The 19195-nt window shown below is 69.4% G+C and carries 22 protein-coding genes; 9 read left to right on the top strand and 13 right to left on the bottom strand.

What is annotated here, in order from left to right; translation table 11 throughout:
- Nucleotides 1-2 precede the first annotated feature (2 nt).
- The 8 genes from ACSDG8_RS15295 to ACSDG8_RS15260 form a co-directional block, all read right to left on the bottom strand.
- On the bottom strand, nucleotides 3-278 hold the full coding sequence (locus tag ACSDG8_RS15295) for a hypothetical protein (protein WP_439428013.1): 276 nt from the start codon (nucleotides 276-278) through the stop codon (nucleotides 3-5).
- A gap of 70 nt (nucleotides 279-348) precedes the next feature.
- Nucleotides 349-753 (bottom strand): RRQRL motif-containing zinc-binding protein, encoded by a 405-nt coding sequence (locus ACSDG8_RS15290; RefSeq protein ID WP_439428012.1) that lies wholly within the window; start codon nucleotides 751-753, stop codon nucleotides 349-351.
- Nucleotides 750-1049 (bottom strand): hypothetical protein, encoded by a 300-nt coding sequence (locus ACSDG8_RS15285; protein ID WP_174535052.1) that lies wholly within the window; start codon nucleotides 1047-1049, stop codon nucleotides 750-752. Before ACSDG8_RS15285 ends, ACSDG8_RS15290 begins: the two co-directional genes overlap by 4 nt.
- Nucleotides 1046-1486: a DUF6197 family protein gene (locus ACSDG8_RS15280; protein WP_439428011.1), complete on the bottom strand. Its 441-nt coding sequence runs from the start codon at nucleotides 1484-1486 to the stop codon at nucleotides 1046-1048. The genes ACSDG8_RS15285 and ACSDG8_RS15280 overlap by 4 nt, the downstream gene beginning before the upstream one ends.
- Nucleotides 1487-1573: 87 nt before the next feature.
- Nucleotides 1574-1783, bottom strand: coding sequence for a hypothetical protein (locus ACSDG8_RS15275; RefSeq protein WP_439428010.1), 210 nt, complete (start codon nucleotides 1781-1783; stop codon nucleotides 1574-1576).
- Nucleotides 1780-2652, bottom strand: a complete 873-nt coding sequence (locus ACSDG8_RS15270) for an FtsK/SpoIIIE domain-containing protein (protein ID WP_439428009.1) — start codon at nucleotides 2650-2652, stop codon at nucleotides 1780-1782. Before ACSDG8_RS15270 ends, ACSDG8_RS15275 begins: the two co-directional genes overlap by 4 nt.
- An 85-nt stretch (nucleotides 2653-2737) precedes the next feature.
- Nucleotides 2738-3631 (bottom strand): hypothetical protein, encoded by an 894-nt coding sequence (locus ACSDG8_RS15265; protein WP_439428052.1) that lies wholly within the window; start codon nucleotides 3629-3631, stop codon nucleotides 2738-2740.
- A gap of 297 nt (nucleotides 3632-3928) precedes the next feature.
- On the bottom strand, nucleotides 3929-4246 hold the full coding sequence (locus tag ACSDG8_RS15260) for a hypothetical protein (RefSeq protein WP_030274472.1): 318 nt from the start codon (nucleotides 4244-4246) through the stop codon (nucleotides 3929-3931).
- Between the two features lie 321 nt (nucleotides 4247-4567).
- Between ACSDG8_RS15260 and ACSDG8_RS15255 the strand changes: the two genes are divergently transcribed.
- Nucleotides 4568-5710: an XRE family transcriptional regulator gene (locus tag ACSDG8_RS15255; RefSeq protein WP_439428008.1), complete on the top strand. Its 1143-nt coding sequence runs from the start codon at nucleotides 4568-4570 to the stop codon at nucleotides 5708-5710.
- Here ACSDG8_RS15255 and ACSDG8_RS15250 read toward each other — a convergent pair.
- Complete coding sequence (locus ACSDG8_RS15250; protein ID WP_439428007.1) at nucleotides 5697-5885, bottom strand: hypothetical protein; 189 nt, start codon at nucleotides 5883-5885, stop codon at nucleotides 5697-5699. The genes ACSDG8_RS15255 and ACSDG8_RS15250 overlap by 14 nt on opposite strands.
- An 840-nt stretch (nucleotides 5886-6725) precedes the next feature.
- On the opposite strand from ACSDG8_RS15250, the gene ACSDG8_RS15245 reads away from it, so the two are divergent.
- Genes ACSDG8_RS15245 through ACSDG8_RS15235 form a run of 3 tightly spaced genes read left to right on the top strand, consistent with a single transcriptional unit; the run spans nucleotide 6726 to nucleotide 9564 of the window.
- The gene (locus ACSDG8_RS15245; protein WP_439428006.1) at nucleotides 6726-7904 is read left to right on the top strand and encodes an adenine-specific methyltransferase EcoRI family protein; all 1179 of its coding nucleotides are present in this window, start codon (nucleotides 6726-6728) and stop codon (nucleotides 7902-7904) included.
- 5 nt (nucleotides 7905-7909) lie between these two features.
- Nucleotides 7910-9034 (top strand): HNH endonuclease family protein, encoded by a 1125-nt coding sequence (locus ACSDG8_RS15240; protein ID WP_439428051.1) that lies wholly within the window; start codon nucleotides 7910-7912, stop codon nucleotides 9032-9034.
- Nucleotides 9035-9060: 26 nt separating this feature from the next.
- Nucleotides 9061-9564 carry an endonuclease domain-containing protein gene (locus tag ACSDG8_RS15235; protein WP_439428005.1) on the top strand — a complete coding sequence of 168 codons (504 nt, stop codon included), beginning with the start codon at nucleotides 9061-9063 and terminating at the stop codon, nucleotides 9562-9564.
- Nucleotides 9565-10537: 973 nt separating this feature from the next.
- Here ACSDG8_RS15235 and ACSDG8_RS15230 read toward each other — a convergent pair.
- Nucleotides 10538-11236: a hypothetical protein gene (locus ACSDG8_RS15230; RefSeq protein ID WP_439428004.1), complete on the bottom strand. Its 699-nt coding sequence runs from the start codon at nucleotides 11234-11236 to the stop codon at nucleotides 10538-10540.
- Nucleotides 11237-11752: 516 nt separating this feature from the next.
- On the opposite strand from ACSDG8_RS15230, the gene ACSDG8_RS15225 reads away from it, so the two are divergent.
- Nucleotides 11753-12505, top strand: a complete 753-nt coding sequence (locus ACSDG8_RS15225) for a DUF6928 family protein (RefSeq protein ID WP_439428003.1) — start codon at nucleotides 11753-11755, stop codon at nucleotides 12503-12505.
- A 24-nt stretch (nucleotides 12506-12529) separates the two neighbouring features.
- On the opposite strand, the gene ACSDG8_RS15220 is transcribed toward ACSDG8_RS15225, so the two are convergent.
- From ACSDG8_RS15220 to ACSDG8_RS15210, 3 genes are all read right to left on the bottom strand, one after another.
- Nucleotides 12530-12901: a hypothetical protein gene (locus ACSDG8_RS15220; RefSeq protein WP_307856132.1), complete on the bottom strand. Its 372-nt coding sequence runs from the start codon at nucleotides 12899-12901 to the stop codon at nucleotides 12530-12532.
- A 222-nt stretch (nucleotides 12902-13123) separates the two neighbouring features.
- The gene (locus tag ACSDG8_RS15215) at nucleotides 13124-14089 is read right to left on the bottom strand and encodes a phosphotransferase enzyme family protein (protein WP_439428002.1); all 966 of its coding nucleotides are present in this window, start codon (nucleotides 14087-14089) and stop codon (nucleotides 13124-13126) included.
- Between the two features lie 57 nt (nucleotides 14090-14146).
- On the bottom strand, nucleotides 14147-14842 hold the full coding sequence (locus ACSDG8_RS15210; protein WP_439428001.1) for a hypothetical protein: 696 nt from the start codon (nucleotides 14840-14842) through the stop codon (nucleotides 14147-14149).
- A gap of 252 nt (nucleotides 14843-15094) precedes the next feature.
- Here ACSDG8_RS15210 and ssd point away from each other — a divergent pair, with 252 nt between their 5' ends.
- From ssd to ACSDG8_RS15190, 4 genes are read left to right on the top strand one after another with little or no spacing between them, the layout of a single operon-like run.
- On the top strand, nucleotides 15095-16198 hold the full coding sequence (ssd, locus tag ACSDG8_RS15205; protein WP_210892815.1) for a septum site-determining protein Ssd: 1104 nt from the start codon (nucleotides 15095-15097) through the stop codon (nucleotides 16196-16198).
- Nucleotides 16195-17397 (top strand): TadA family conjugal transfer-associated ATPase, encoded by a 1203-nt coding sequence (locus ACSDG8_RS15200; protein WP_210892817.1) that lies wholly within the window; start codon nucleotides 16195-16197, stop codon nucleotides 17395-17397. Before ssd ends, ACSDG8_RS15200 begins: the two co-directional genes overlap by 4 nt.
- Nucleotides 17394-18461 (top strand): hypothetical protein, encoded by a 1068-nt coding sequence (locus ACSDG8_RS15195; protein WP_439428000.1) that lies wholly within the window; start codon nucleotides 17394-17396, stop codon nucleotides 18459-18461. The genes ACSDG8_RS15200 and ACSDG8_RS15195 overlap by 4 nt, the downstream gene beginning before the upstream one ends.
- Nucleotides 18461-19189, top strand: a complete 729-nt coding sequence (locus ACSDG8_RS15190; protein WP_210892819.1) for a type II secretion system F family protein — start codon at nucleotides 18461-18463, stop codon at nucleotides 19187-19189. The genes ACSDG8_RS15195 and ACSDG8_RS15190 overlap by 1 nt, the downstream gene beginning before the upstream one ends.
- Nucleotides 19190-19195: the final 6 nt, after the last annotated feature.

Below are 19195 nucleotides of genomic sequence, written 5' to 3'. Positions count from 1 at the left end.
GGTCACCTGCCCGGTGGTGACGGCGCGTTGTTCGGCGGCGAGTCCGGCGAGTCCGACGCGGATGCCGTTGCAGGTGGGGCAGTGCTGGTCGGGTCCGGCGGTGCATGGGTCAGGTGGGCGTCGTGGATGATGCGCAGACTTTCGGCGTAGTAGCCGGACAGGAACCGTTCGAAGGACAGTTCGCCTCGGGCGGCGAAGTCGCGGGCGATGGCGGTGACGACGTAGTCGTCCGGGGTCATCCGCTCCTGGGCGGCGAAGTTGACGGCGGTGGTGGTCATCGGACGCCTCCCATGTAGGCCAGGGCGATGCCGATGAGCAGGACGACGGCGAAGGTGATCAGGACAGCCATCAGTGGCCTCCGTGGCAGTCGAGGCAGCAGCCGTAGCGACGGGGGATGTAGTAGGGCTTGATCTGGCCGCAGTCGCGGCAGGTGCGCCGAGCGAGCAGGGCTTTGGCGATGGCCTCCCGCTGCGCGGGGGTGGCGATCCGCTTCGGCTTGGCCCAGTCGAGGCGGTAGAGGTAGGCGACCCGGCGGTGGGTGCGGTGTCGCCAGAGGATCTGGGCGACGGGGTCGTGCCCGCCGGGGCGAAGGCCTGCGGCGCGCAACTGTCGGCGGGTGGCCAGGCCCGCAGGCGCGGTGTGGAAGGGGAAGGTGGGGAACCCGTAGCGGGTTCCGGTCGGGTCGTAGAACTCGACCCGGATGCTGGTGCGGTCGGCGAGCTGCTCCAGCTCGGGAGAACGCAGGTCGGTCATGACTGGCCTCCCCAGCGCTGCTGGGCGGCTTGGCGGGAGATTCCGAGACGCTGACCGATCTCGGCCCAGGAGTAGCCGAACTGGCGCAGGCCCACGACGGCCTCACCGATGGCGTCGTCGATGACCGACGACAGGGCGACGAGGTCGCGGAGGGCTTCGACGTCGCCAGTGGCGACGCGGCGGCCGTGGGCGCGGATGATGCGCCGGGCGAAGGCGGCGAAGGCGTCGTTCTCGACGACGTCCCGGCGACGCTGTACCGGGATGCGCGGCGTCAAGGGCTTCTTGACGGTGTTCATCGCGTCTGGCCTCCCTGGGTGTGGAGGCGGTCCCACTGCTTTGCCGCGCCTTCGAGGGCGGCGATGACGTGCTCTGCGGTGCAGGCCGGGTCGTCGTTCCAGGAGTAGGGGGAGGTGTGCTCGTCGAGCCAGTAGCCGTCGTCGTCGACGAGGTGGATGGGGTAGTGCTGGTCGAGGTAGTCGGTCAGGGCCGCGATCGCGTCGAGGTAGGCGGACCGGTCGTCGGTGCTGAGATCGGAGAAGTGCTTGACCGGGTGTCCCGCGCAGGCCATGCCGATGGCCCCGACGGCGCAGGCCGCCGGGGTGGGGGTGTCGGTGGTGGGTGCGTAGTAGGTGCCCTGGTGCCAGCCGTGCCGGCGCAGGTAGAGGGCAGCCATCCGCAGCAGGTCAGCGGGTGTGACCTGAACTGCGGTGGGTGGGGTGTGGGTAGCCTTCATGGCAGCCACGTCCTTTCAAAAGGGCTTGGTGGGAGGTCGGCAGGACCAGCTCTGCTGCCAGGCGAGGTCCTGGTCCTGTCGGCCGATTTATCGGGTGCGCAGCCGCAGGTAGCGGCGCTGGCGGGTGTCGTCGCCGCCCACCGGGTGGGGTGGGCCGAGGTAGACGAGTCGGCCGCTGGCCGAGGCGACCTGAACCATCGAGGCGATCTCCGCAGGCTGGGCAACGATCCAGATCTCGACGTACCGGGAGGCACGCTGCTGGTTGGCCTTCGCGTATGCCTGCTCACGGGTGGTCATGCCGCCACCTCGAAATCCACCCGGGTCAGATCCGGGATCAGCGCCGGTAACGGCCGGGGTCGGCGAATCCATGCCGCGTAGTCGGCGATCCCGGCGATCTGGGTGTCGGTGAGGTAGGCGACTTTGATGCGCTTGGGGGTGCCGCCTTCGGCGATGAGGTAGGCGGCGCCCTGGTTGGTGGGGGCGATGTCGGTGGCCGAGTAGCCCTGCTCGGCCCAGCCGTGCCCGAGCACAATGTTGGAGGTGTTCGGAGTCGTGCACCGGAACGCGGCCCGGTAGCCGAACAGGTCCCGCAGCGAGGTGGGGATGATGTCGAAGCTGGGCCGCTGCGTCGCGGCCACCACCGGGATACCGGCAGCCCGGCCACGGGCGACCAGGTCGCGGAGCAGAGCCACGAACTCTTCCTGCTCCTGCTTCGAACCGACGGTGGCGGAGTAGTAGGCGATTTCGTCGACGAGGACGGTGATGACGGACAGGCCGTCGGCGGCGGTCACTTTGCGGCGGCCGTGGGCGCGCAGCCAGGCGTAGCGGTTGTTCATCACCAGCTGGAGGCGGCGGAGGATGTCGAGGGCGGCGGTGATGTCGGGGCCGATGAACGCGTCGGCGCAGTCCTCCCACTGGCCGAGTTCGACGAGCTTGCCGTCGAGCAGCACGAGCCGGGAGTCCACGCTGAGGGCGGCGTGGGCGGCGATCGTGTTGAGCAGACCGGACTTGCCTCCGCCGGGTTCGCCTCCGGCGAGCAGGTTGCGGTAGGCGAGGGTGATGTAGACGGGGTGACCGAACTCGTCGATGCCGACGAAGATGGGGTCGAACATCGACAGGCCAGGCCCCACCGGAACCCCCGAGGTCGGGGCGGGTGTGGTGGTCATGAGGTGCCCTCCTTGGGCGAGGTGTGGGCGCGGAGAGCCACACGAACGAGCCGCATGGGCTCTCCGCGACCGGGTTGGGTGAAGGTCAGATCCAGTCGGAGACGTCGTCCTCGACAGCCGAGGACGCAGCCGCGGGCTTGCTGCCGTTGGCGGTGGTGGCCGGCGGCTTCTTGGCGGCCGGTCTGCCCTGCTGGGTGGGCAGGGTGACGGTCGGGGCGTCGATGTCGGGCAGGTCCAGGGCGGTGGGCACGGTGGCCGGGATCCGCTCGGTTGCCGGGGTGTCGAGGTCGATGACGTCGACGAGCGGGGAACCGACCTGAGCGGTCAGAACCTCGCGGCGTTTGATGTCGAACCGCAGGTAGGCGGCGTTACGGTCGGAGGCCCGCTCGATCAGGGCGGTGGAGGCGTGGCAGGCCACGGCGATCCGGTCGAGGCGGCCTTCCAGGTCGGCCAGGGACAGGCCGGGGCGCAGGTAGACCCAGACCCGTTCGCCGACGGGTGTGGGACGTGCCCAGAGGATGAGGGGCAGGCTGCCGGACTGGTTGGCGATGATGAACTGCGCGAAGCACACGCGCAGCCGGTGCCGCACCACGAGGCACCAGGTCCAGGCGGCCAGGAACCGGCGGGACACCGGCACGGCGGCGGGGACACCCACGACCAGGGCGACCACCAGCAGGGTGACCAGGGTCGAAGTGTGGTTGACCAGCTGCACCCAGCAGACGCCGAGAAGCGTGGTGATCCCGATCTCGGGAGTCCACCACCACAGCAGCCGCAGCACCGGCCAGATCCGCACGAGCAGCCAGGCCAGGCCACCGAGGGGAACCCCGATCAGCGCGCCGACGAAGACGGCGAGGATGGGGTGGATGGAGGAAGCGGCCACCACGGCCGACAGAAGGCCGACGATGACCGCCGTGAGGATGAACGCCAACCGGGCGTTCCGTGCCGAGGACCGGTGAACTCTGGCCTCGATCACGGTGATGGTGCCGCTGGACTTCCGTCCGAAGGAGCGGCGAGGGCTAGACTTGGACACGACGAATCCCTCCCAATCGCGAGTTGGGTCGGATGAGTTGGAGGGCACGGGGTCGGCAGGTTTGGACGCCGGTACCGACCCCGCGCCATTTCTCGCGGGATGTGACCACCGGTCGTGGTCACCAGGCCGAGAACGTTGGACGCCGGAGCCGTCCTCGGACTGCTTGTTCACTTGGCTCGATCAGCGGACCTCAGGCCGCTGGAGGTCAGACACCACCAGGCTTCACACAGCACGCTGTGCGAAGGACTACTTGGCCGCCGAACCAGCCTTCGGCTTCAGCGAGATCGCACGGAACGCGACGCCGTTGCGCCCGTTGGTCGCCCACGGAATGGCCTCCAACTGCTCGACCTCGATGAGCTGCCCCACCATCACACCCGGCTTCTCTCCCGCCGTCGTGATGCTGATGACCTCACCGCCGGTCTCGTCGAGCACGATGACCTGGGTCGCCCACATGAGCCGGCCCGTTCCCTTCTCCGACCGCTGGTTGCCGTTCTGGTCGTTCTTCGGCTCCGGGTCCTTCGACACCGTCACCTGCTTGCCCTTGGTGTCCACGTACAGCTTCACAACAGACCTCCTGTGTCTAGGCGCATCCCTGTTGGATGACTGCCCTGCCGTCAAAGTACCAACTCAGTTGGTACTCTGCCAGACTCTTGCCGGAATCTTTTCGGCGTTTCGCTGGCACACACAACAATCTCTTTCGCTGCGATAGAACGACAGGTGTCACTCTGGTGACAGGTCTAAGTCCCCTCGCCATGCCCCCCGCGATGGGGCGATACTGGCCGTATGGCTGACGTAGCTGCTGACCTCGACCGCCCCGTCTGGGCTACCAGGCTCAGGGCTGAACGCACTGCCCGAGGATGGTCACAGGGAGAAGCCGTCCGAGCGATGCGGGTGCACGCCACCGAACAGCTTCCGACCGATAGCACCCTGCTGCGGAATTGGAAGCGGTGGGAGGCGGGAAGCTCCGAGCCTGACGGCTTCTACAAGGCCCTGATAGCGAAGACGTTCGGCACCGTCACCGCCGCTTTCTTCCCACCTGCGACGCCTCAAGAGGCTGACGCGGCGCTGATCGCAGGCACCGGCATGGAGACGGTCGAGATCCTCGCTCGCCTCCGTAGCTCCGACGTCTCGGCAGCGACGCTCGAAGCGCTCCGAATCACCGCTGATCGCCTCTGCTGCGAGTACCCCTACATGGCCTCGGAACAGCTACGAGTAGAGGGCCGGGCTTGGCTCCGCCGAATCACCGCCCTGATGGACCGTCGGCTGACTCTTGCCCAGCACCAAGAGGTATTGAGCCTCGCAGGATGGGTCGCGCTTCTCGTCGGCTGCGTGGAGTACGACATGGGGCTACGCCGAATCGCTGAAGGCACCCGTAAGGCTGCCTTGACGTTGGGCGACGAAGCGGGGAACGCCGCCATCTCTGGCTGGGCATACGAGATGCGAGCGTGGTACGCGCTTACCCAGGGCGATTATCGAGGCGTGATCGCAGCCGCCGAGGCCGGCGAAGCAGTAGCAGCGCACGACGGGGCGGCGGTCCAGTTGACGGCGCAACGCGCTAAGGCTTGGGCACGGCTCGGCGACAGGCGGCAGGTCGAAACGGCGCTGGACAAGGGTCGATCCTTGCTGGAATCGCTGCCGTACCCGGAGGACACCGATCACCATTTCGTGGTGGACCCGGCGAAGTTCGACTTCTACGCGATGGACTGCTACCGCATCGCCGGTGAGGACCGTCTCGCGGAGATGTACGCCCGTGAGGTCATCCGTTCGTCTACGGACCCGGACGGGACCGAGCGCAAGCCCATGCGCAACGCTGAAGCCCGGATCACGCTCGGCGTCGTGGCGGCGCGCAGCGGGGATCTCGACCAGGCGGTGTCGTACGGGCGTCGGGCCTTGAATGGAGATCGCAAGTCCCTGCCGTCGCTGCTGATGTGCTCCAAGGAACTGGCGACGCTGCTCCGGGATCGATACCCGACGGAGCCGGAGGCAGTCTCGTACCTCGACGAGGTCCGGACCCTCAGCGCGAGCTGACTCCATCAGGGTTGCCCTCGGCGGATTCCCGGACAGGTCTACCGCCGACACCAGGACGCGGCCGACTCTCATGCCACTCGACGACCCGCTTCGGGCGCCACATGTGAGTACGCCCAACCGTCGCGTCGGGCTCCGGCATCTGACCCCGCTTCCGGTAGTTGCTGACCGTCGCCACCTTGACACCCAGGTACGCAGCTACATCAGAGGTCGTCCACCACTCCGCGGTGAGGTCGGGGCCAGCTTCCACATCGTCATTCTTGCATCAGATGCCCTGTGTAGGTCGACGCCGCATGACCGCCAGCGGCGCATGCCAGGGGCACAGCCTTCTAGGTAGGGCCGGCCGGGCTGCCGGCGATGTGGTTCAAAGTTTCTGTACGTCTTCAAGGCGGCCCTGAACGGGCCGCACGCGCCGCCGCCTGGGCGCGTGCCGGCCGCTGCCGCTGTCCCTCTGCGGCCGTCACGCCTGATGCCCGGCGGCTGGCGCGGAGGGCGGGAAGCCCGGGGCCGCCCGCAGACGGCAGCGTCGAGAGTGGTTGAGCTTCGTTGGCCGGCAGCCGGCCGGGGCGCGGCGGCCGTCGCACCGCCGCGCCGTAGGGCGAGTTACCGCTGGCCGTGGTGGGGATGCGGCGCGAAGGATGCGGGGCCGCCCCTCCGACCTCAAGGGCGCTTCGCGTCGCTACGCGACGGCCCTACGGGCCGCCCTTGACCCCGGAGCCTCTGCGACCCCTCGGGCCGGCGTTGCCGGCAGGCGGGGGGCCTGCCCGTGATGCTCGCGCCGCATCCCCACCACGGCCTCGTCGCGCCGCCGCCCTGTCTTGTGCGGGCGAGCCATCCGTCAAGTCGTACTTGACGTGACTACTTCAAGAAGCCAGCTCAAAGCCGAGCTGCGACGCTGGGCGCAGTACGCCTGCTCCTCGCCTTTGGCCCGTCCGAGAGCTCGGCAGAGTCCTCATCGTGGAAGTTCTCGGTGAGGCGGCCGAGGCGCACGTGCCGGCCCGCCAGTAGGGTTGCGGACGTGAGTGAGACATCGATGACGCCCCGCGGCAATAACTCATCAGGCCTCACCAGCGCGAGGATGAACCGGAATGACGAGTTTTATACCCAGTTGCCTGACATCGAGGCCGAGCTCCGCCACTACCGGCCCCACTTCAAGGGCAAGGTCGTCCTGTGCAACTGTGACGACCCGTTCGAGTCCAACTTCTTCAAGTACTTCGTCATGAACTTCCGCCGCCTGGGCATCAAGAAGCTCATCGCTTCGTGCTACTCCGGGTCGCCCGTGCAAGGCGAGCAGATCTCTTTGTTCGACCTTGAGGGCATGACCGACGAGGAGGCCGAGGCACGACGCCCCTACAAGGTCGAGATCACTGAGATCCCCGACGCTAACAACGATGGCGCCATCGACCTGTCGGACGTGGAACACCTGCTCACGCACGACGCAAACGTCTTGACGGCGCTCAACGGCGATGGAGACTTTCGAAGCCGCGAGTGCCTGGCGCTGCTGGACGAGGCCGACATCGTGGTCACCAACCCGCCGTTCAGCCTGTTCCGGGAATACGTCGCCACGTTGATCGACCACGGAAAGCAGTTCCTCATCCTCGGCGACCAGAACGCCATCACCTACCCGCAGATCTTCACCCTCCTCAAGCACAACAAGCTGTGGATCGGCAACGACAACGGTGGAACCAAGTGGTTCCGCGTGCCGGACGACTACAACATCGCCACCGAGTCGCGCAAGAAGGTCGTCGATGGCGTCCAGTACTTCAGCATGGGCCGGATTTACTGGTTCACAAACCTGGACCACGCCAAGCGCCATGAAAACCTGATCCTCACGGAGCGGTACACGCCCGAGAAATACCCCCATTACGACAATTACGACGCTATCGAGGTGTCGAGAGTCGCGGATATCCCGGAGGACTGGGAGGGCGCCATGGGCGTGCCGATTACTTTCCTGGACAAGTACAACCCGGACCAGTTCGAGATCCTCGGGAACGACGACGACGGCTTCCCTGCGACCAAGACCTACGGCCGCAAGGTGAAGGTTGTCGATGGCGTGAGGAGCAGGTCCAACACCGGGGCACTCCGTTGCGTTCTGAGAGCCGAGTCGTTCGGGCCCGGGACCTACTTCGACGTCGGGTACCCGGTGAAGGGTACCTACCGCCGTGTCTTCATTCGTCGGATCGGAGCGACCTCTTGAGCACGATGCAGATCGACCTCCACCGGGTCCCGGTCCGGGCGGTCGTGTCGGGGTACGTCGACACGGAGGAGAACGGCGTTTTCGGCCTAGATGGCCGGCTGGATATCCGTCCGAAGTACCAACGGCTTTTTCGTTACAACGTCGAGCAGCAGCAGGCCGTCATCCGGACGGTCCTGAAGGGGTTCCCGCTAAACGTCTTTTACTGGTCGGTCAGCGGTGACAGTGACGGCGAGCCGACCTACGAAATGCTGGATGGACAGCAGCGTACCCTGTCGATCTGCGAGTTCATCGAGGGCAACTTCTCCATCACCGACCCATCCTGGCCGTTCCCGAAGAACTTCGACAGCTTGTCCATAGACGACAGGAATAAGATCCTCAACTACCAGCTGATGGTCTACAAGTGCAGCGGCACCGAGGACGAGAAGTTGGAATGGTTCCGGGTTATCAACATCGCCGGCCTAAAACTGGAAGCGCAGGAATTGCGCAATGCCGTATACACCGGCCCATGGCTTACCGACGCCAAGCGGTATTTCTCCCGGGAGAACCAAGCTGCGCACAAGTACGGCAAGGACTACGTCAAACCCGGTGACGTGAAGGCCCAGGCCCTCTTGGAGAAGGCACTGATCTGGATCGCAGGGCGGGGCGACGAGGCGATCTGCGGCTACATGAACGACCACCGCAACGACCAGAACGCCCTCGAACTGTGGAAGCGGTTCCGCGATGTGGTGGACTGGGCAAAGGCCACGTTCCCAAAGGTTCGACCGCAACTGCTCCAAGTTAACTGGCCCGATCTCTACGACCGTTTCGGATCCAAGACCTGGGACGCCGTCGAGTTGGAGCAGCGGGTCAAAGTGCTGCTCGCGGATGTTGACGTGACCAAGAAGGCGGGCGTCTACGAGTTCGTGCTCTCTGGGGACGAACGGGTGCTCAACATCCGTGCTTTCGACGACGCGATGCGGACGGAGGCGTACGAGCGGCAGGGCGGCATCTGCGTCAAATGCCGGGAGCACTTCGAGATCGGGGAGATGCACGCGGACCACATCACGCCCTGGTCGCTGGGCGGCAAGACCGAGGGCGCCAATTGCCAGATGCTGTGCGCCGACTGTAACCGACGGAAGTCGAACATCTAGAAAGCCATGTTAAGCGGTGTCACGGCTTGCTTAATGGTCGAGAGGCGGTTCGGAGCCTGCCGGCCATTCGCCCTTTCGAGCAGTCCTGGCCTGCCCAGATATGCTCGTTCAAGGTTCCAGCTAGATGCCTTGTCCGGTATCGGCTGACTGCGGCCGACTACCAGCGGCCGCTGCACGCTCAGGGCGGCGTCTGCGCGATCTGCGGCGGCGCAAACTGGCGCAACGACCAGCCAGCTCCGCTATCGGTAGACCATGACCATGTCTGCTGCGTCGGTGGGAAACGTACCTGTGGCCGGTGTGTGCGAGGACTTCTCTGCTCTACATGCAATGGGTTCCTCGGCGAACTGGAGCTTGCGGGTCGCGGAAGGTACGACGCGGGGTGGGAGGCGGCCGCAATGGAGTATCTGGAGCAGCGGGACTGTGATCCGAGCGCGCCGTATCGTCGGTTCGTGCTGAGGGAACAGCACCGGGCGCGCTCTGAGCAGGCCGGGACCCCGTGCACGTTCGACTTCCGCTCGGCCAGATGGTGACCCGGGGGTCACGCTTAACGCCCCACAAGAGAGCTGCCGTCAGCAAGAAGTCAGCGAGACGTGCGTCAACAACCGATAAGCGCTGGCATCGGACAGCAAGATCCCTGACGCCAACGGCACTGGCCGACACTGATCGAGGAGCGGCTGATGCATCGAGCCGCCTTTGCAAGGCAGTGTCCAGCGACCTGACCTTCACCACCGCCTCCGTCTGCTATGCGTCTCGTGCCAAGGCAAGGAGACGGCCGAGGACCAGTACGGAGGGCGGGCTAGGGGTTGAGCGTGCGGTGGCTAGCCCATGGCCAACCACCGCACCCGCTGCTACTAGACGAAGAGATGCACCACGATGTCCACGAGTCGAACCACGATCCCGAGAAGCGTCAGCCTCCAGTCCTCCCCCCGAGGCTGACGCCTGCGTGGTCGGTTGCTCTTGTTCTTACTTATAGCTGCCATTGGCCGCCTCCAACTGGTCCTGCGACGCCCACCTTGGGCATCGTCATTAGGTGGATCGGCCCTTAGCTGGAGGAACCCCGGCTTTTACAGGACGGGTTCGACGTGTTCTTCCTCACTTCACTGTCTGTGACGCAGCGTGGCAGGGGGGTGAGGGGCAACCCTCCAGGCAGCAGGCAAGGGGGCGACCTTTAGATCAAGGTGAGCGGGCCTCGTCCCTGCCTTCGTCTCACTTGTCGTCTCGTTCGCACCCGTGCGTGGGCGACCGTAGACGAGCGGCCGGTCGAGTTGGCCTAGGTGGCGAACCGACCCGATCATGCGCGTATAGCGCCGAGCAGAATTGGAAAGCGTGCCGGGCGGAACGGCTGTCGACAGCAACGCCGACAGCAACGGCGCCGGACGGCAGCGCACCGACGAGCGCTGGCATGGACGATGCCCGAGCGTGCAGCCGTTGCCGGACGCGTGCGGACGCGACGCACAGAGCTTGTAAGCGAGTCGTCAGGCTTAGGGCGGGCGCGACTGGACGTTAGCGCTGATCGCCCGGCATGTCCTCTTCGCCAGGCTCCTTCGCGGTAGCGGTGCCGGAGCTTCGCCTGCGGCGCTCCCGCTTCTCACGCTCCTCGCGGTCGATTTCCTCATAGATTGCCTCTTGTTCGGCCAGGGCGGCCTCATAGGCGGCGACGAAGGCGGGCGGTGCGGGAGCGGGTCTACCTTGCACGTAGGCAGCGACAAGAGCAAGACCGTACCGATTGCAGTTGCGGGCGATGGTCCAGTCGCGGTCGCCTTCGAAGGTGTTGATGGCGCCGCTGCTGTAGAACCTCGTGAGCTGGTACAGCCGCTCACGTAGCGACCTTGGCGCGGCCGCCGTGTGTGCCTGGATCTCCCGAAGGAGACGAACCTCCTGGTTGCGACTTTCGGACGCGAGGGAGCCATCCTGTTCTAGATCGGCGTCGTACAGGTGCTCAATGTCCAACAGCAACTGCCGGATCGCCATGGCAGCCTGCCGCTCGTGATCCTGCCGGCGGAGCCAGGCCTCCCGCTGCCAGCCGACTGCGAACAGGATCGTAGCCGTCGTTGTGCCTATGCCCGCCAGCCAGTCTGGGAATGATCCCCAATTAATGGCTCGATGGCCGATGAGGGCGAAGAGGCCGAAGGCGAGACCGGCGCTGCTCAGCGCAATGCAACCGACGAGCAGGTCTCGGGTTCTCAGAGCAGGCATCTTCACCAGGGCATCTTGCCTGGCTCTACCGCCTAGAGCGATGTCGGCTGTACGACACGGGCCCGGGCGAGGACGCGTCGCGGCACGACCGGTTAACCGAACCGTCTCCGTAGGGGCAGGGCCAACGTGGGACGAGGCAGACGGAGCCTTACGCGGAACGTCAAGTAGCGAGGCAGCAAGAAGGCAGCGCGAACCTTGATGCGGGTCAGGCTGGAACATCAACGGACGAGGATCGCCGCCTGCCCGTTGACGTAGTGCCTCATCCGCTGGCACGAACCGACGGCCTGGTACCGCATCCCCCCGACGGGGGTCGTCCCTTTGCGCGTGAGCGTTCCGCCGCACGTCACAGTCCCTCCCCGTGGTCGTCCAGGTCACTCCCCGGTATCAGACGCGGAGAATCCGACGGCTGCCCGCGATGCCCGGACTCCGGCCTGGTTGCAGATCGGTCTCAGGGGCCTGTGGCAGACCATCAGGCCGACATGATCGTCCGAGGCGGCTTTCTGGGGTACGGGGAGGAACGACATGGGCGCGAAAACAGCACTGCTGGCGTTTTCCGACGGCGACATTCGTCCGGCGCTGCGTGGTGCCGGGCGATCGGAGCGAGCCGAAGCCGAGGCGTTGGTGCGTCGAGTCCACCCCGGCTACGTCGTCGTGCCCGCCGAGGACGACACGCTGCTCGACGGCGTCTACCCGCCGGACGACGTCATGTACGCCACCGTGCTGGCCGGGGCGGAGCTGTACTGCGACCGACGGCTCATGCTCGACCGCCCGTCCGAGCTGCCGGAGCACCTGCGCCTGGCCGGAGCGGGTCGGCGAATCGTCATGCACGGGATGCACTCGGCGGTGGACTGGCTCGGCTTCGCGGTGTGGGAGGACGGCGTGCTGGTCAGGTCGCTGAGCCTGTCGTCCGACGGCGGCATCCAGGAGAACATCGGCGAGCCGTACGACTTCGAGTTGCCGTACTGGGCCGGTGAGCATCCCGTCGAGCCGGTCCCGGGCTGGCACGCCCAGGGCCCGTACCCGTTGCCGTTCCATCCCCTCGACCTCGGCGAGGAAGCGTTGCGTGCGCTGTTCGGCTTTGTCATCGAGGGCCGTCCGTCCCCCGACGACATCGACCCCGACGACGTGCCTCTGCACGGGTTCCGCGTGACCGATCCGTCCGGCGAGGAACAGGCCGCCCGTGAGGCCGCATATGCGGAGGCATTACAGACCATGGGACCGCCGCGGATGTACCGCATGGGACCGGACGGAACGATGTACGAGATCAGTTCCTGATCCGCCGACGGGCGGGCCAGCAGGTCAGGTGAGGCCGAGCGCCGTGAGGAGTTGCGTGAACCTGTGCGCCACCAGCCGCCAGGAGCATCGGCTGGGGTCGGTCCAGAAGTCACTGGCGACGACTCTCGGGTCGACGACGCCGGTGCGGTAGTCGAGCGCGAGGGCGACGTCGTCGCCGGGGAATCGGTTGACCGCGATGAACACCGCACGATCGGCGTCGAGCCACGGCAGACCGACCGGACGATCCATGCGGCTGCCACGGATCACTCGAAACAACTCCGACAAGGGGGCGTCGTCGGCGAAGAGGTCCAGGGCGTTGTTCTCGAACCGCATCGAGTCAAGGCTGGCGGGGAACATCAGTGGGTATTCGAACCACGGCATGACGCTCTGGAACACGTGGTCTCCGGGGTGCCGCCACCGGTCCTGTTCCAGCAGGGTGACCAGCGTGGTGGGCAGGGGGAGACCTCGGACCGTCCAATCCTGTGGACGAGGGCTCTCGTGCACGTCACCTCGCAACGTCAGTTGTCAGGCAGGGGCGGCCAGAGTAGCTGTTCAGCCGCGCGAAGGCCTGGCGCCTGAGGCAGCGCACGGATCCCCGGCGAACGTGCCGCAGCGGGTTCAGGGTGCGTAGCCGGGGTCGGCGACGGCCTCGGCTATACGGGTGAGCCAGTGCAGGTCGTTGGCCCGGGACTCCGGACTGGCTCCGGCGCTCAGGATGCTGCGAAGGAATTCCGCGACGTCGTCCAGGTGGCGCTCGCCGCGGTAGTAACTCAGCAACCTCTGATCCGGCTCCGCCGGTCCGTAGCCTCGCCGGAAGAGCTCGGCCCGGTGCGCGTCGATCGGGTGGTCGCCGAAGTCCTGGCTGTGGACGAACATCAGGTCCCGCTCGCGCGGCGCGAGCATCGGCGCGTCCCAGTCCACCACATGCAGCGGACCGTCACCGTCGGCGATCAGGTTGCCCGGGTGGATGTCGGCGTGGGCGATGACGTGCCGAGCGCGCGTCACACCGGAGGCCAGGTCGTCCACCGTGTCCGCCAACCGGTGCAGCGCGACGCCGTACCGCTTCCAGAACGCGCCGAGGGCGTCGCTCGCCGCGGCCTGCTCGCCGAGGGTTCGCAGCCGCTCGCCCGCTGTCGACCGGTAGGTCTCCACCGGCAGGACAGCGGCGAGTTCGGCGCTCGGCGTGACCTCGTGCAGCCGGCCCAGGAACTCGCCGTACGCGATCCACTGGCGGTCGGTGAGACCGCGAGCCCACAGACTGCCGCCCTCGCGGAACGGGTAGAGCAGCAGCCGGTAGCCCTCGAAGCTGTGGACGGCCCCGCCGTCCGGAAGGTCGATCGGCGCGACGACCTGCCGGAGTCCCTGCGCGCGAAGGAAACCGGGCAGCGCGACGGCGGCCCGGGTGAACTCGCCGCGGCGCAGCTTCAGGAAGTACCGCCGACCGTCGGTCGTGTCCGCCCGGTACGCCCAGGCGTTCCCGTCGAGCCCGACCGGCAGGAACACGAGGTCGGCGACGTCCAGGGACCAGGCGGCGGCCACCTCGGCCGCGAGCAGCCGTTCGTCGACGCCGGGCCTGTCGATCACCGCCGGAGCGTCGCAGCCGCAGGGCCCGGACGGCAAGCGAGTTGCCGCCGGAATGGATCAGCGGATCACCGCGCGCATCGGGCGCCCGGCCGGCTCGAAACACACCAGCGCGCCGCCGCGCTCGTCGGTGACCACCCAGGGATGGCCGACGTACGTCTGCTGCCGGTAGGACTTCCCGGGTTCGAGCAGCGCGTACCGCTGGCGCCGGCCCTCGTAGTTGAGCCAGTAGACGGTGACGGGCGCCCGCCGGGTGTTGACGAAGTCGATGAACGTCTCCGGTCCGCCGCCGTGTGAGCGCAGCGCCCGTTCGCGTGACGGCGGCAGCGGGCTGAGCTCGCCGGGACCGATGACAGGCGGTTTCGGCCTGGGACGTGAGGGCTTCGGCGACGCCGCCCGGCTGGTCGGAGCGGCGGCTCGGGTCGGCGCGGCCGTCCGGGTGGGCAGGACGGAGCGGCTGGAGAGCGACACCGGCGGCGGCGACCAGGACGCGGTCGGCGCCTCAGTGGCCGGCGCGGGCAGCGGCGGGGAGGCCAGGATCGCCTGACCCTCGATCGGTGGCGGAAGGTCGGGACGGCGGGGCGTCGCGAAGGCGCTGACGATGCTGGCGAGCACCACGACCACGAGCCCGACCGCGATCGCGGCGAGCGCTGTCGGTGAAGGATCACGCAGCCAGGCCTCGCCGCCGGTCGGCCCGTCGGGCAGCGCGTGACGTGGAGGTGGGGGAATCGCGAGGGGGTGCGATGAGTCGGTCATGGCCTCGAATCCGCAAGCCGGTGCCGTCCATAGAGCGGCGACGGGTCCCCGATTATCCGTTACTGATCATCCCTGTAGTCAATGGCTGACCGTGCGCTCAGTCCGTCCTTTGGCACATAGCAGATCCACTCGGTCGCCGAGGTCTGTCCACATCCCACTCCGTCGTCCACAGGCGAACGGTCATCTCCTTCGTTCGGCTCGTCGACCGGGCAGGCTGCCGGGCACGTCCGAGTCCGACCGATGGAGGCCGCCATGCCGCCCCGCACCCCGCTCCCGCCGTACCGTCGTCTGCCTCTGCTCGTCACCTCCGACGGCGACCTTCTCGACGAGCTGCTGCGGCTCGCGGCGGCCGGTGGCACCGAGGTCGAACTGGCCGCCGACCCGGCGGCCGCCCGGGCCCGCTGGGCGCCGGCGCCGCTGGTGCTGGTCGGCGCCGACCAGGCGGCGGCCTGCCTGCGGGCACGCCTTCCCCGCCGCGCCCGCACCGTCCTGGTCGGTCGCTCCGGAGAGCTCGATCCGGGTACGGAGTTGGCTGAGCTGATCGGCGCGGAGCACGTCGCGACGCTGCCGGCCGCCGAGCCCTGGCTGATCGACCGGTTCGCCGAATGCGGGGCCGGCCCGGCGGGCCCGGCGTCGGGGCGGGTGGTGGCGGTGCTCGGCGGGCGGGGTGGCGCCGGGGCCAGCGTGCTGGCCGGCGGGCTCGCCGTCACCGCGGCCCGCTCGCGCCTGCGGACGCTGCTGGTGGACGCCGACCCGCTCGGCGGCGGTCTCGATCTCGTGCTCGGCTGGGAGCAGCTCGACGGGTTGCGCTGGCCCGAGCTGGCCGGCACGGACGGGCGCGTCGACCCGCCGTCGCTGGTCCGCGCGCTGCCCAGCCGGGGCGACCTGGTGGTGCTCTCCTGGGATCGCGGGGACCTGCGGCACCTGCCGGCCGAGGCGATGGCCGCCACCGTCGACGCCGGACGTCGAGGGCGGGACCTGGTCGTGCTCGACCTGCCTCGGCACCTCGACGACGCGGCGGTGATCGCGCTCCAGGCCGCCGACCGCGCGCTGCTCGTCGTACCGGCCGAGCTGCGGGCGGCAGCCGCGGCGGCCCGGGTCGCCGCCGTCGCCGCGCCGCACTGCGTCGACCTGTCGGTGATCGTGCGCGGCCCGGCACCCGGCCGGCTCCGCGCGGCCGAGGTGTCGAGGGCGCTGGGCCTGCCGCTCGCCGGCACGCTGCGGCCCGAGCCAGGGCTGTGCCGAGGGCTGGAGCGGGGCGAGGCGCCGGGCGCGAGCGGCAAGGGCCCGCTCGCCGTCCTGTGCCAGCGGCTCGTGGACGAGATGGTCGGGTCGTCGGCGGCGGGTGCGGCATGACCGGGCCGGCCGACCCCGGCGAGCTGGCCGTCCGGGTCCGGCACCGGTTCGCCGCCGAGGCGACGCCGGTCACGCCGGCGGCGATCGTCTCGGCCGTACGCGCCGAACCGGCGACCGCGGTGCTCGGCGACACCACGCTGCTGAGGATCGCCGACCGAGTCCACGACGACCTGATCGGCGCCGGTCCGCTCGCGCCGCTGCTCGCCGATCCGCAGGTCACCGACGTGCTGGTGAACGGGGTACGCGTCTGGGTCGACAGGGGGCGGGGGCTGCGTCAGGTGGCGGTACCGCTGGGCACGCTCGACGACGTACGCCGGTTGGCGCAGCGCCTCACCGCCGCTGCCGGTCGCCGGCTGGACGACGCCGCGCCGTACGCCGACGCACGGCTGCCCGACGGCACCCGGCTGCACGCCGTACTGCCCCCGGTGGCGACCGACGGGCCGTACCTGTCGCTGCGTACCTTCCGGCAGCGGCCGTTCACCCTCGACGAGCTGGTGGATCGGGGCACCGTCGCCCGGCCGGTCGCCCCGCTGCTCGCCGCGGTGGTGGCCGCCCGCCTCGCGTACCTGGTCAGCGGCGGCACCGGCTCCGGCAAGACGACACTGCTCAACACGCTGCTCGGGCTGGTGCCCGGCACCGAGCGGATCGTGCTGGTGGAGGACGCCGCCGAACTGCGGCCGGTGCACCCGCACGTGATCGGGTTGCAGGCGCGTACCGCGAACGTGGAGGGCGCCGGTGCCGTCGGGCTCGGCGACCTGGTGCGACAGGCGCTACGGATGCGGCCGGACCGGCTGGTCGTGGGCGAGTGCCGGGGCGCCGAGGTGGTGGACCTGCTCGCCGCGTTGAACACCGGCCACGACGGCGGGGCGGGGACGCTGCACGCCAACGCTCCGGCAGACGTCCCGGCCCGGTTGGAAGCGCTCGGGATGCTCGGCGGTCTGCCCCGCCTCGCGCTGCACGCGCAGGTCGCCGCCGCGTTGCAGGTCGTCCTCCAGCTCCGCCGGACCGGCGAGGGTCGGGTGCTGGACTCCATCGGCCTGCTGCTGCCCGACGGCCCCGACCGTGTGGTGACTGTGGTGCCGGCCTGGGCACGAGGGCGAGGCCCCGGTCCGGCGGCCCGTGCGCTCGGCGCCCTGCTGCGACAGCGGGGTGTGTCGGTGCCGCCGATCCTCCAGGTGTCCGGGGCGGAGCCGTCGTGACCGCCCGGCTCGGCCTGGTGGCTCTGCTCCTCGCGGTCGCGGCGGCGGCCGTCGCCTGGCCGGTGCGCGCGGGTCGCGCCCGGCGGCTGGCGGTCCTGGGCAGTGGCCCGGCCCAGCGGGGAAGGGGCGCGCGCCGTCCGCTCGACGCCGGGCCCCAGTCGTCCGGGCGGCCGCCGGGCCGCGCTCGGGAACCACGTCGGCCCGGAACCGAGCACCCGGAACGTCGATGGGCCGGCCTCGGGCCCGCTCCCGACCGGGCACGGCAATGGGCTGGCGTCGGCCCTGCTCCCGCGCCGGCGCATCGTGCAGGGCAGTGGGGCGGCCCTGGGTCTGCGTCCGCGCCGGCTGACCGGGCAGGGCAGTGGGCGGACCTCGGCCCTGCTGCCGCGCTGGCGCATCGGGTCCGGCAGTGGGTCGGTCTCGGCCCGGCGACGCTCGCGGTGGACGGCGACCGATCGGCCGGTCCGCCGACGCCTCCACTGTTCACTCTCCGACGCGCGCTACCGGTGGCGGCGCTGCTCGGCGCGGTGTCCGGGGCGCTGCTCGGCGGTCCGGTGGCGGCCCTGGCGCTGGCCACCTACGCCGTCCTCGCCGCCCGGGCGGTGCTGCGTCGGCGTACCCACCGGGCGGCCGCCCTCGCGCACCGCCGCGACCTCGACCGGCTGGCCGCTGTTGCCGCCGACCTGCGGGCCGGGCTGCCGGCCGACCTCGACGACGGGCCGGGCCGGGTCGCGCGACTCGCCCGGGCCGCCGGAAAGCTGGCCGACCGCACCGGGGCGCCCCTGGCCGACCTGCTGGAACGGATCGAGGCCGACGCCCGCGCCGCCGACCGAGGGCTCGCCGCTGCCGCCGCCCAGGCCGCCGGAGCCCGGGCGACCGCCTGGCTGCTCGCCGCGCTGCCCCTGGGCGGGATCGGTCTGGGCTACGGCATCGGGGTGGACCCGGTGGCGGTGCTCCTGCACACGCCAGTGGGTGGCGGCAGCGCGCTGGCGGCCGTCGCGTTGCAGGTGGGCGGGCTGCTCTGGGCGGAGCGGCTCGGCGTCACACCCGGACGGGTCGCCTGATGGCCCGCCAGGTGCTGGCGGCCCTGTGCCTCGGTGGCGCCGCGTCCCTCCTGGCCGTCGCCGCTCCGGCGGTCCGCCCGGCCCGGCGGCTGCGCCGGCTCGCCCCGGCGCCACGGCGACCCCGCCCGCCGTGGTGGCCGGATCGGGTACGACTAAGCGCGGCGCTGGCCGGGCTGGCCGTGCCGGTGGTGGTCGGCGGCTGGAGCGGTCTGGCCCTCGGGCTGCTGGCCGGTGTCGCCGCCGATCGTCTGCTGCGGCGGATCGAGCCGCGCGCCGCCCGGGACCGACGGCTGCGGGAGACAGCCGACCTGCCGCTGGCCGCGGACCTGCTGGCCGCCGCGCTGCGGGCCGGCGCGCCGGTCGACCGTTCGGTGCTGGCGGTCGCCGAGGCGCTCGGCGGCCCACTCGCCGACCGGCTCGGCCGGGTGGGCCGCACGCTGGGCCTGGGCGGTACGGCAACCGAGGCCTGGGCACACCTGAGCTGCGTGGCCGGGGCCGAACCCGTGGTCACGGCGGCGGTCCGGTCGTCGAACAGCGGCGCCGCGCTGGCTCGCGCGCTGACCCGGCTCGCCGACGATCTCCGCGCTGAACGGTCGACCGCCGCCGAGGCTGCCGCCCGGCGCGCGGGCGTGCTCATCGTGCTGCCGCTCGGGCTCTGCTTCCTGCCCGCCTTCATTCTCGCCGGTCTGGTGCCGGTGATCGTCGCCGTTCTCGGCGACGTGCTGTGAACCATC

This window comes from Micromonospora sp. LA-10 (assembly GCF_051853095.1).
Classification (GTDB): domain Bacteria; phylum Actinomycetota; class Actinomycetes; order Mycobacteriales; family Micromonosporaceae; genus Micromonospora; species Micromonospora echinospora_A.
Note: the sequence above shows the minus strand (reverse complement) of the source record. Positions and strands in the feature narration are given on the sequence as shown.